The sequence below is a fragment of the Antarcticimicrobium sediminis genome (genome assembly GCF_004348975.1).
Lineage (GTDB): Bacteria > Pseudomonadota > Alphaproteobacteria > Rhodobacterales > Rhodobacteraceae > Antarcticimicrobium > Antarcticimicrobium sediminis.
In genome coordinates this window covers 1-11,947 of the sequence record NZ_SMFP01000032.1, presented here as the reverse complement: position 1 = coordinate 11,947, position 11,947 = coordinate 1, and the positions used below count along the sequence as shown (strand labels likewise).

Annotated in this window: 11 protein-coding genes; 5 read left to right on the top strand and 6 right to left on the bottom strand. The window is 63.2% G+C overall.

Annotation, left to right across the window (positions count from 1 at the left end):
- Nucleotides 1-1,194: DEAD/DEAH box helicase (locus tag E1B25_RS21280; protein ID WP_245510814.1), on the bottom strand; the 1,194-nt coding region annotated here is incomplete at its 3' end.
- Nucleotides 1,195-1,565: 371 nt separating this feature from the next.
- Between E1B25_RS21280 and E1B25_RS21275 the strand changes: the two genes are divergently transcribed.
- The gene (locus tag E1B25_RS21275; protein WP_132831587.1) at nt 1,566-1,979 is read left to right on the top strand and encodes a Fur family transcriptional regulator; all 414 of its coding nucleotides are present in this window, start codon (nt 1,566-1,568) and stop codon (nt 1,977-1,979) included.
- 21 nt (nt 1,980-2,000) lie between these two features.
- Here the strand turns inward: E1B25_RS21275 and E1B25_RS21270 are convergent, their stop codons facing one another.
- Entirely contained in the window at nt 2,001-3,083 is a 1,083-nt protein-coding gene (locus E1B25_RS21270) for an AbrB family transcriptional regulator (protein WP_132831586.1), read from the bottom strand.
- Nucleotides 3,084-3,210: 127 nt separating this feature from the next.
- Here E1B25_RS21270 and E1B25_RS21265 point away from each other — a divergent pair, with 127 nt between their 5' ends.
- Nucleotides 3,211-4,098 carry a DMT family transporter gene (locus E1B25_RS21265; RefSeq protein WP_132831585.1) on the top strand — a complete coding sequence of 296 codons (888 nt, stop codon included), beginning with the start codon at nt 3,211-3,213 and terminating at the stop codon, nt 4,096-4,098.
- A gap of 66 nt (nt 4,099-4,164) precedes the next feature.
- A complete protein-coding gene (eno, locus tag E1B25_RS21260) occupies nt 4,165-5,442 on the top strand; it encodes a phosphopyruvate hydratase (RefSeq protein ID WP_132831584.1) in 1,278 nt (425 codons plus the stop codon).
- A gap of 159 nt (nt 5,443-5,601) precedes the next feature.
- Here the strand turns inward: eno and E1B25_RS21255 are convergent, their stop codons facing one another.
- From E1B25_RS21255 to E1B25_RS21245, 3 genes are read right to left on the bottom strand one after another with little or no spacing between them, the layout of a single operon-like run.
- Nucleotides 5,602-6,378: a MetQ/NlpA family ABC transporter substrate-binding protein gene (locus E1B25_RS21255; RefSeq protein WP_132831583.1), complete on the bottom strand. Its 777-nt coding sequence runs from the start codon at nt 6,376-6,378 to the stop codon at nt 5,602-5,604.
- A 46-nt stretch (nt 6,379-6,424) separates the two neighbouring features.
- Complete coding sequence (locus E1B25_RS21250; protein WP_132831582.1) at nt 6,425-7,099, bottom strand: methionine ABC transporter permease; 675 nt, start codon at nt 7,097-7,099, stop codon at nt 6,425-6,427.
- Nucleotides 7,089-8,150 (bottom strand): methionine ABC transporter ATP-binding protein, encoded by a 1,062-nt coding sequence (locus E1B25_RS21245; protein ID WP_132831581.1) that lies wholly within the window; start codon nt 8,148-8,150, stop codon nt 7,089-7,091. Before E1B25_RS21245 ends, E1B25_RS21250 begins: the two co-directional genes overlap by 11 nt.
- A 432-nt stretch (nt 8,151-8,582) precedes the next feature.
- On the opposite strand from E1B25_RS21245, the gene E1B25_RS21240 reads away from it, so the two are divergent.
- Complete coding sequence (locus E1B25_RS21240) at nt 8,583-9,134, top strand: phosphatase PAP2 family protein (RefSeq protein ID WP_132831580.1); 552 nt, start codon at nt 8,583-8,585, stop codon at nt 9,132-9,134.
- A gap of 50 nt (nt 9,135-9,184) precedes the next feature.
- Nucleotides 9,185-11,299, top strand: coding sequence for an LssY C-terminal domain-containing protein (locus E1B25_RS21235; RefSeq protein ID WP_132831579.1), 2,115 nt, complete (start codon nt 9,185-9,187; stop codon nt 11,297-11,299).
- Nucleotides 11,300-11,433: 134 nt separating this feature from the next.
- Here E1B25_RS21235 and E1B25_RS21230 read toward each other — a convergent pair whose 3' ends face one another.
- A complete protein-coding gene (locus tag E1B25_RS21230; RefSeq protein WP_132831578.1) occupies nt 11,434-11,679 on the bottom strand; it encodes a hypothetical protein in 246 nt (81 codons plus the stop codon).
- Nucleotides 11,680-11,947 lie beyond the last annotated feature (268 nt).

The window sequence follows — 11,947 nt, the reverse complement described above, 5'->3', positions numbered from 1 at the left end:
GCCGCCGCCGCCGCCACCGCGCCGACGGTTGCCGCCTGCGGGTTTTGCCGGTTCTTCCATCGGGGTCCAGGGGCGACCGGAGGCGACGGGGATCGAGATCCCCATGACCTTCTGGATCGCTTTGAACTCACCCATCTCGTCGGGGGCGCAGAACGCGATGGCGGCGCCGTCCTTGCCGGCACGCGCGGTGCGTCCGATCCGGTGCACATAGCTGTCGGGCACATTGGGCAGGTCGTAGTTATAGACATGCTTGACGTCCGGGATATCGAGGCCGCGTGCCGCCACATCGGTGGCCACCAGCACCTTGATCTGACCCGACTTGAAGGCGGCGATGGCGCGGTCGCGCTGACCTTGGCTTTTGTTGCCGTGGATCGAGGCGGTAGAGAAACCGGCTTTTTCCAGCGACTTCATCAGCTTTTCCGAGCCATGCTTGGTGCGCCCGAAGACCAGCGCGCGTTCTTCGCGGTGGTTGTTGAGCAGCTCCTTGAGCAGCGAGGGTTTCTCGGCCTTGGCGATGAAATGCACCGATTGGGTGATCTTGTCGGCAGCCTTGCCCGGAGGGCTGACTTCGACCCGGATCGGGTTTTGCAGATAGCTTTGGGCGATCTCGTTCATCTGTTTCGGCATGGTGGCCGAGAACAGCATGGTCTGGCGCTTTTCGGGCAGCAAGGCCGCGATCTTGCGCAGGGCATGGATAAAGCCGAGGTCAAGCATCTGGTCGGCCTCGTCGAGCACGAGGAACGAGCATTCTTCCAGCGTCAGCGCGTTGCGGTCGAGCAGGTCAAGCAGCCGGCCCGGGGTGGCGACCAGCAGGTCGGTGCCGCGTTCCAGCCGTTTCATCTGGGCGTTGATCGACTGGCCGCCGACCACGAATCCGACCTTGAGGTGGGTGCCCTCGGTCAGGGCGCGCAGGGTGGTCGAAATCTGGTTGGCCAGTTCACGGGTGGGCGCCAGCACCAGCCCGCGCACGGTATAGCGGGCGGGTTTGGTGCCGGCCTCCAGCATGCGGGTCAGCAGCGGCAGCCCGAAGGCGGCGGTTTTGCCGGTGCCGGTCTGGGCCAGGCCCATGACGTCACGGCCATCCAGCGCATGCGGGATCGCACGGCTTTGGATCGGGGTGGGTTCAGTGATGCCCATATCGGCAAGGCGGGCGACCAAAGTGGTGGGAAGTCCCATCATTTCGAATTGGTTCAAGTCAATATCCTTTCGGGCCTGCGCGGGGCGCAGGCCGAACGTTCTGCCGCATCTCGCGCGGCGGTTGGGGCGCAAGATGCTCGGACCCGGCGGCAGGATGCCGCGACAGGTCGCACCGGCGCTATGGCCCCACGCGTGATTTTGGGAACAGGTTGGCGCGTCCCGGTCTCTCTCGGGCCCTCTCGGGCCGGGCGGATGTGTCCGCTCTTGGTCTGATCTGCTCACGCGGCAGGAGACACGCCATGAGGGGCAAATGGAGGTCCGCAGGCCCGTTGTCAACCGGCATCCTCGGATCGGGTCGAGAAAAGGCGGCTGGCGGTGTGTGAAAACACAGGCTAAACCCGACTCCCAGAAGACAGTTGGGGGCACCGATGCCTAAATCCATCATTGCGCGATGCGAGGCCCGGGGGCTGCGCATGACCGGCCAGCGTCGCACCATCGCCACGGTGCTTCAGGACAGCGACGATCACCCCGATGCCGAGGAATTATATGCGCGCGCCAGTGCGATCGATTCCGGCATTTCCATCGCCACGGTCTATCGCACGGTCAAGCTGTTCGAGGAGACGGGTATCCTTGAGCGGGTGGAGTTCGGCGACGGGCGGGCGCGCTATGAGGATGCGCAGCGGGCGCACCACGACCATCTGATCGACATCGAGACCGGCGCGGTGATCGAGTTCTGCGATCCCGAGATCGAGGCCTTGCAGGACAGGATCGCCGAAAAGCTGGGCTATGAGCTGCGCGGGCACAAGCTGGAGCTTTACGGGGTTCCAAAAAAGCAGCCGTAAGAGACTCGGTAAGACCGCGCGTCAGGTGGCGTCTGACGGCGTGAGGCTGCGACCCGGCCCGGCGCGGTGCAGGGCCAGCGGGATCAGAAAACTCAGGATCAGCAGCCGGATGATGTGGCAGGCGGCGACAAAGCCGGGGCTGGCGCCAAGGGCGGCGGAGAGCGCGATCATGGTTTCCAGCCCGCCGGGGGCAAACCCGGCCAGCACATGCGATTGCGGAATCCCCAGCGCCAGCGCCACCGGCACGGCGGCGAGCGCGGCAATGCCGGCCCCGGCCAGCGTGACGGCGAGACCGGCCAGCAGCGCCGCGCGCACCTGCGCCAGTTCCATGTTCGAGAACCGGGTGCCGATCATCGTGCCCATGACCAGAAAGGCCGGCATCATAAGCCAAGCGGGCAGGGTGCCCGGCGTCAGCCCGGTGACATGACCCAGCGTCGAGGTCAGCATCGGCCCTAGCAGGATCGGCGCGGGCAGGTGCAGGCGGCGGAACACCAGCCCCAGCGCCACGCCGATCACGGCCAGCGCGATCAGGTGGCCCGCGTCCATCGGGGTGCCGGTGGGCAACACGCTGGCCGCCAGCCGATAGCCCATCGCCAACGCCGCGAAGGGCACGATCAGGGTCAGCGCCAGCAGCCGGATCGATTGCACCACCGCGATGCGGGCAACATCGCCGTCGCTGTCGGCGGCGGCGGCCAGAACAAAGCTGAGATGGCCCGGCGCGGCGGCCAGAACCGCGCTGCGACGGTCAAAGCCAAAGCCGTGTTGCAAGATCCAGCGGCACAGCAACATGGTCACCGGCATGCTCAGCGCCAGCGCAGCAAAGGCCAGCGGCCATCGCAGCACCGCGCCGCCGGCCTGTTCGGTGAAGCCTGCGCCCACCCCCATGCCGAGCACCACGAAACAGATCTGCATCAGCGGCGCGGAAATAGCACAGCGCAGCCCGGTGAGCCCGGCCAGTGTCACCGCCAGTGCCGGTCCCACCAGCAGGGCGGCGGGTGCCGACAGGGCCCAAGCGATGCCCGCGCCCAGTGCGCCGATGGCGATGGTGCGGGCGTTGCGCCACACAACGGTGGGCAGAGCGGCGGAGGGCGGAGCGGCTGTCATGGTCGATCCATAGCATCGCGGCGTGGCGTCAACAATCTGGCGTTTGTCGGCGGGCCGGGGTCTTGCAGCGGTCGGTGAATTCGGCCATTGCGGGGGGCATTGACCCTTGAATTCTGGACCTTCCCAAATGGATAACCTGCGCGGTGCTGTGCTGATGACGCTGGCCATGCTCGGCTTTGCCGGCGAGGACATGTTCATCAAACTGATGGCTGGCGTGCTGCCGACCTGGCAGATCATCGCGGTTCTGGGCATCGGCGGCGCGAGCGTGTTTGGCGCGCTGACCCTGATGCGGCGGCAGCGGCTTTTTACCCGCGCCTATCTGAGCGGGGCGATTTTGCTGCGCAATCTGGGCGAGTTGATCGGCACGGTGGGGTTTGTCACCGCCATTGCGCTGACGCCGCTCTCCTCGGCCTCGGCGGTGCTGCAGGCGACGCCGCTAGCGGTGACGCTGGGGGCGGCGTTGTTTCTGCGCGAGCCGGTGGGCTGGCGGCGCTGGAGCGCGATTCTTGCGGGGTTCGTGGGCGTGTTGTTGGTGATCCGGCCGGGGCTGGAGGGGTTCGAGATGAATTCCCTGTTCGCGGTGCAGGGTGTGATCGGTCTGGCGATCCGCGATCTGGCCACCCGCAAGGTGGCGGCGGGGGTGTCATCGTTCCAGTTGAGCTTTCTGGCCTTTCTCACGCTGATCCCGGCGGCGGGGGTGCTGTCGCTGGTCAGCCCGCGCGCGCCGGTCGCGCCGGATGGTTATATCTGGGCGATGACCGCGGGGGCTGTGCTGCTTGGGGTGTTGTCCTATTACGCCATCGTGGCGGCGATGCGGGTGGGCGAGGTGTCTTTCGTGACGCCGTTCCGCTATTTCCGGCTGCTGTTCGCGCTGGGGGTCGGGATCGTGGTTTTCGACGAACACCCTGACACACTGATGTTGGTGGGCGCGGCGATCATCGTGGGCTCGGGCGTCTACACCGTGTGGCGCGAGCGCAGGGTCTGGCGTGAGCGCAAACATCGCCCTGCGGCCTGAGCGCCCCTTTTCCTTGGGCCTTTGCCCCGGTATGAGGCGAACAACCATCATAGCGGGACATTGAACATGAGCACGATTATCGACATTCACGCGCGCGAGATTCTGGACAGCCGCGGCAACCCCACCGTCGAGGTGGACGTGGTTCTGGAAGACGGCACCATGGGCCGCGCCGCCGTGCCTTCGGGGGCCTCGACCGGCGCCTATGAGGCAGTGGAAAAGCGCGACGGCGACAAGGCCCGCTATATGGGCAAGGGCGTGTTGGAGGCCGTGGCGGCGGTGAATGGCGAGATCGCCCAAGAGCTGGTGGGCTTTGACGCGACCGAGCAGGTCGGCATCGACCGCACGATGATCGAGCTGGACGGCACCGACAACAAGGGCCGTCTGGGCGCCAACGCGATTCTGGGCGTCAGCTTGGCGGTTGCCAAGGCGGCGGCGGATTACACCGAACAGCCGCTGTATCGCTATATCGGGGGCACCTCGGCGCGGGTGTTGCCGGTGCCGATGATGAATATCATCAATGGCGGCGAACATGCCGACAACCCGATCGACATTCAGGAATTCATGATCATGCCGGTGGCGGCGGAGAACATCCGCGACGCCGTGCGCATGGGCTCGGAAGTGTTCCACACCCTGAAGAAAGAGCTGTCGGCGGCGGGCATGTCCACGGGCCTCGGCGACGAGGGCGGCTTTGCCCCGGAACTGGCCTCGACCCGCGACGCGCTGGATTTCGTGCTGAAGTCGATCGAAAAGGCCGGGTACAAGCCGGGCGAGGATATCGCTCTGGCGCTGGATTGTGCCTCGACCGAGTATTTCGCCGACGGTAAATACAACATGAAGGGCGAGGGCAAGGTCCTGAACTCGGAAGAAAACGTGGACTATCTGGCCGAATTGGTTGCCGCCTATCCGATCATCTCGATCGAGGATGGCTGCGCCGAGGACGACTGGGACGGCTGGAAGATCCTGACCGACAAACTGGGCGGCAAGGTTCAGCTGGTGGGCGACGATCTGTTCGTGACCAACCCGACGCGGCTGGCCGATGGGATCAAGCGCGGCGTAGCCAACTCCATGCTGGTGAAAGTGAACCAGATCGGCACGCTGAGCGAGACCCTGCAGGCGGTCGAAATGGCCCATCGCGCCGGTTATACCAACGTGATGAGCCACCGCTCGGGCGAGACCGAGGATGCCACCATCGCCGATCTGGCGGTCGCGACCAACTGCGGTCAGATCAAGACCGGGTCGCTGGCGCGCTCGGACCGGCTGGCGAAATACAACCAGCTGATCCGCATTGAAGAGATGCTGGGCGATGTGGCCGAATTCGCTGGCCGCTCGATCCTGAAACGCTGACCTGACGCGCTGACGGTTTCCCCCGGTATCGGGGGGCTGTTGCCGCAAGGCGCGGCCCTGTCCGGGGTTTGGGACACAAAAAAACGCCTACCGAGAGAAATCTCGGTAGGCGTTTGCATTTGCAAGTCCCTTTGGGGCCGGTTCGCAGCGCCTGGGGATTTACCAGGAGGTGATGACCGCGCCGTTATAGGCCTGTTCGATAAAGGCTTTGACCGCATCGGAGTGATAGGCCTCGACAAGGGTCTTGACCCAAGGCAGATCCTCGTCGCCTTTGCGCACCACGATGACGTTCACATAGGGGCTATCGGCCTTTTCCATCGCGATGGAATCGGTTTTCGGGTTCAGGCCGGACGCGATCGCATAGTTGGTGTTGATGATCGCGATATCCGCATCCGCCAAGGTGCGCGGCAATTGGGCGGCGTCGAGTTCAAGGAATTTGAGGCCCTTGGGGTTGTCGTCGATATCAAGCGTGCTGGGGACCAGACCCGTGCCCTCGGCCAGGGTCACCAGACCGAGATCCTGCAACAACAAAAGCGCGCGGCCACCGTTGGTCGGATCGTTCGGGATCGCGACTTTTGCGCCATCTTCTAGACCGGCCATGTCGTCGAGCTTGTCGGAATAGATGCCCATCGGCGTGGTGATGGTATTGCCGACAACGACCAGATCAAACCCACGGTCTTTCATCTGGTTGTCGAGATAGGGCACGTGCTGGAACGAGTTGGCCTGAATGTCGCCATCGGCCAGCGCGGTGTTCGGGATCACGTAGTCGGAGAATTCCACCACGTCGATATCGAGCCCCATCGGGGCGGCGACCTTGGCCACTTCTTCCATGATTTCAGCGTGCTCGCCGGGGGAGACGCCGACCTTGATGTCCTCGGCCCAAAGGGTGGTGGCGGCCAGCGCCAGAACGGAGGTGAGGGTTGTAAGACGCAACATATGGTTACTCCTGTGAAGCGGTATCGGAAAAGGGGGATTGAAGGGGTTACTGCCCACGGCCCTTGGGGGCGCGTTTGTCCACCTTGGCGGCAATCCATTCCCCGACGGATTGCACCAGTTGAACAAGGACGATGAGGATGACGACCACCACGGCCATGACCTCGGGCATGAATCTTTGATAGCCATAGCGAATGCCAAGATCGCCCAGCCCTTCGCCGCCGACGGCCCCGACCATGGCGGAATAGCCGATCAGGCTGACCACGGCGAGCGTCAGGCCCAGCGTAATGGAGGAGAGCGCTTCGGGGATCAGCACCTTTCGGATGATCTGCAACGGCGTCGCCCCCATGGCGCGCGCCGCCTCGATCAGCCCGCTGTCGACCTCGCGAATGGCGTTTTCAATCAGGCGCGCGATAAAGGGAACGGCGGCCACAGTCAGAGGCACGATGGCGGCGGTCGTGCCGATCGAGGTGCCCGCAATCATGCGGGTGAAGGGGATGATGGCGACGACCAGAATGATGAAGGGCACCGAGCGTGTGGCATTGACCACAAGGCCCAGCATCTTGTTGACCCAAGGCCGCGACAAAAGTTCTCCGCGTTGCGAGGTCGCCAAGAACACCCCAAGCGGCAGGCCAAGCAGGGTGCCCAATGCGGCAGAGACGGCGACCATGTAAAGCGTTTGCCACGTCGCTTCCAAGAGCAGGTTGATCAAGTTAGCCGACATAGCCAAGCACCTCCGTCAAAAGTCCGTGCCGTTCAAGATAGGCGCGCGCCTCTGCCCCTTTGTCCGCGTCTAGAGAGAGCAGCAGGTTGCCAAAGGGCTGTGTGCCGATTTCCTCGACCGCGCCGGCAAGGATATTGACCGCAATGCCCAGATCGCGGGTCAACAGCGCCAGCATCGGGTCGGTCGCGTGTTTGCCCGAAAAGGTCACGCGCAGGACTTCTTCGCAGGGGCCAGAGGGGCGGTCATCGTGCATCTGCCCCTTGATAAAGGCCGGGAGGGTGACACCGGTCACGCCCGAAAGGAAAGAGCGCGTGGTCGGGTGCTGTGGCGCGGTGAACACGTCATAGGTTTTCCCGGCCTCGACGATTTTTCCGCCCTCAATCACCGCCACATGGCTGGCGATATCGCGCACCACCGCCATTTCATGGGTGATCAGAAGGATGGTCAGGCCAAGTTCGCGATTGATGTCTTTCAAAAGCTGAAGCACGGTTTGGGTGGTTTCCGGGTCCAGCGCCGAGGTGGCCTCATCGGACAGCAACACCTTGGGTTCCGTGGCCAAGGCGCGGGCAATGCCGACACGCTGTTTTTGTCCGCCGGAAAGCTCGGCCGGGTAGCGATCGCTTTGCGCGTCAAGGCCGACGCGATGGATCAGATCCGCCACGCGCGCCCTGATCTTTGCCTTCGGGACGCCCGCGACCTCTAACGGCAGGGCGATATTGCCAGCCACCGTGCGCGAGGCCAAAAGGTTGAAGTGCTGGAAAATCATCCCGACGTCGCGCCGGATCGCTCGCAAAGCCGCCCCCTGCGCTGCGCCGACATCTTGCCCGCCGACCAGAATTTGGCCTGAGGTGGGCCGTTCCAACCCGTTGACCATGCGAAGCATCGTTGATTTGCCCGCGCCAGAGCGCCCGATGATGCCGGTGATCGCGCCCGACTCAACCGTCAGGGAGACATCGTCGACAGCGGAGACACTGCTCCCGTCGGGTTTGGTAAAGGTCTTTCCCACCGTTTGAAAAACGATAGAGGCTCCTTGGGGTTTTCTGTCTGACATCTGGGTGCGGTCCGGCTGATAAGAGCTCTATTTCCGGGCCGGTAGATAGATTTTACCGCTGAAGTTCAAGGCGCATACGCGGAGAGAGGGGCTTGGTCCAGGAAAACGGGACAGTCGGCTATGTTCCAGACGCATTGCTTAAAGTTAGACCAAAACCGGGATGAAAATCAGAACAAATCAGGGGCGGCGCGCGCGTTGGGGGGGGATGGCCTCGTACAGGTCACCGGGAGTGCCCGAACCGTTGCATGGTCCGGCCGGCCTTCAGATCATCGAGTTGCTCCGTGATGGGCGCGCTCTGCCTCTGATCGGATGGCAATTTTTTCCGACCTTCTGGTAAAACGAGCGTCACGATGCAATGACAGCAGCAGCGACGAAGCAACCGGCCCGATCAAGGACGCGTGAGGGAGGCCCAACTTTCATGGAATGCTGAACATGCAAGATTTCGATGCCACCTTGACCGCGCTGATAAATGGGTTCGCCGGAAAGTCTCCGCTTGGCGATGCCGTCATGATCGGAATTTCGCAATGGGGCATTCCCGTTCTGGTGGTGGCGGTGGCCCTGCAATGGTGGTCGGGGGCGGACCGGCGCGGCACAAGACATGTTCTGATCGCTGCCGGAGTTGCCTTTTTCCTTGGTCTGGGTCTGAACCAGATCCTGTTGCTGATGATCGACCGACCGCGCCCCTATGTCGGGGGCTTGACCACGCTGCTTGTTCCGCCAAGCGTCGACCCGTCCTTTCCCTCTGATCACGCGACGGCGGCGTTCGCCATCGCCGTCTCCTTTATCCTTGGCGGGATGCGCAAGCGCGCGCTCTGGTTTCTTGTGGGTGCCTGTCTGGTCGCGCTGTCGCGGGTCTTTATCGGAATCCACTATGCCGGCGATGTCCTTGGCGGCGCAGTGACCGGGGCCGTGGCCGCCGTGATCATCTGGCTCGGCTACCGCAGGGGAACCCGTCTGGATCGTTTCCTCACCGGACTTTTCTGAGCGATGTCCGCCGCGAACGCCTTTTGTTTTTGGCCGGTGGGACGCCGGGCATGAGCAGCCTTCTGCCCTCGATCGCGTCGCTGGGCCTGTGGGGTTATTGGGTCATTGGCCTGATGGCATTGGGCGAAGCGTTTGTCCTGACAAGCGTGTTTTCCCCCGGCACGGTCGTCGTCGTTTTGGGCGGAGCGCTCGCGGCGCAGGGGCTTTACGACCTTTTCGACATGATGTGGTTCGTCGCCATCGGCACCATACTCGGGTCGCAGGCGAGCTATTGGCTGGGGACCAAGGGGGAATCCTTGTTCAGGGAGGGCCACCCCATCCTGTCCACGGCAAACCTTGAGCGGGGTCAGCGGTTCTTTGCAAAGTACGGTGGCGCCAGCATCGTGATCGGCCACTTCCTTGGTCCGCTGCGCCCCATCGCGCCGGTTGTCGCCGGGCTTTCGGGGATGGGGGGCCGCCGGTTCCTGCTGTGGAACATCGCCGGAGGAGGAGCCTACGCGATTGCCTTGGTCAGCGTGGGGTACTTCTTTGGGACGGCCTTCAACATCTTCGGGCCGACGGCCACGCGGGTCGGGTTGTTTGCGGGCGCCGTCCTCGTGGCGCTGGCGCTGCTGTGGTTCGTGATCTCGCGTCTCCGGCGCGGGTGGCCCTTTACGGTCTCGGTGCTTGGTTCGGTCGGAGCCGCGATTCGAGACAATCCTGAAGTCCGGGGCCTCGTCGCCCGCCATCCGAAGTTGTTTCGATTTCTCGCCGCCCGCGTCTCTCTGGAAACGTTTCGGGGTCTGCCGACAACGCTGCTCGGGGTGACGTTCCTGTATTTTCTCGGACTCTATGGCGAGTTGACATTGGAGGTCGTCGGCCACGGACCGATCGTCGAGGCGGACACCCGTCTGTCCAACCTGCTGTTTGCCTTTCGAGACGACAGATTGATCCGGGTCTTCAGCCTCGTGACCGGGTTGGGGCAATGGCGCGCGATCGTGATCATGGCGCTTGCCGCGACGGCCTTGATGTGGGTTTGGGATCGGCGGGCGTATATTCCTGCGCTCTGGCTTGTGCTTGCCGGAAACCAGATCACCGTTACCGGGCTCAAGCTGGTATTCGCGCGCGCCAGATCGGATTTCGCCGTCTACGCAGAGAGCAGCTATTCCTTCCCCAGCGGGCACAGTGCGGCGATCGCGGCCCTTTGCATCTTCGTGACATATGTACTTGTCCGCGAACGTATCGGGCGCGATATCTTCTGGGTGCTGCTCTGCGCCAGTCTCGTGTTTCTGGTGGGGTTGAGCCGGCTTTATCTCAACGTGCACTTCCTGAGCGACGTCCTGAACGGGTATGTCGTTGGTGTCCTCTGGGCGATTACAGGCATCTTCGTGGCCGAGCATTGGGGGCGTGGCAAGCGCCCTGCGGTCGGACCCGCAGGCGCAAGACGCCGGCAACGCTGGATCAGCGCCGGTATCGTGGCTGTCGCTGCCGTGGCGCTGTGGCTGGTCGTGGTGAACCATGCCCAGACCCAGCAACGGGCGGCGCCCAGAGCGGAAATCCAGCTTACCACATCGGTCGAACAGGCCCTGAAGGACGGTGGGCTGCCAGCCCGCACTGAAAGCATCATCGGCACCCCGCAGGAACCTGTCAGCCTCATTCTGTTCGCGCCGGATGACGCGGCCCTGTTGGACATCATGGCTGCGGCGGGATGGCAGGAGGCAGACCGGCCCACGATCCGGACGCTGGCGCGGGCGGCCGTGGCGGCCTGGCTGGATCGGCCCTATGACAGGGCTCCGATCACGCCGATCTTCTGGAATGGCTGGCCGCAGGATTTCGACTTTGAACAATCAGTTCCGGCCGAAGGTCTTCGCCAGCGCCACCACGCCCGCTTCTGGCGGGTGCCGACCAAACCCGCCGGGGGGCTGCAGGCCTATGTCGGTACTGCGAGTTTCGACACCGGTCTCAAGTGGGGCCTGACGCATCGCATCGCCCCGAATGTTGATGCCGAGCGTGATCTTTTGATAGCCGACCTGCTGCGCAGCGGCAGGGTTCGACAGGACGGATGGGCCGAGCTTGTCGCGCCGCTGTTGGGGCAGAACGTTGTCGGGGATCCGTTCTTCACGGATGGCCGTGCGGCGGTTCTTTCTGCCCCCGTGACCGGGAGCGGTCATGAGGAGAATCGTTGATGCGGGGATCGGAGGAGAGGAATCTGGTCGTCTTTGATCGCCCTGGGCCGGTGCACATAGGTGATCACATGTCTGCAAAATGCACCGGCACGACGATGATCAGATGATGTTACTTTGACAAAATCGCAGCCAAATCATGCTGATTTGTTTTGCGCTTTCTTGCCGGTCTTGGTTGGCCGCTCGCTATGTTGTCCGGCGGAGCCGTTGAGCGATTGATACCAGCCCGGTTTCTGCACAGGGTTGGCCCCGGAGCGTTTTACCTTGGGTTTTTTCGATTTCGGCATGGTGTAACCTTTCTGGTTTTCGCGAAGATATAGAAGTTTTGCTGCTGGATTGATACCGCCAATTTGATTTTGGGCTGGCGGCTTGACCGGCGCCAATCGCACCTTCGGCGCGCCGTCTTGCAGGGCTCAGTCCGGCATGGATTCGCGATATGAACTCATGGGGCTGGAAAGGCGGCCTCGGCCGTCTTGCGCCCGCGTCGGGGGTTTTCCCCGATTGGGGCCGGCGTGCGGAGGGGCCCTTGGTATGTCCTGCGGGACTCTTGCAGGCGATTTCCCCACAACCCCTTGAATTTCAACACGCAGGCGCTGTTCCCGAGTTCTGACTAAGGTGTTGAAAAGAGAGCGGATTGGTAGGCCCGGCAGG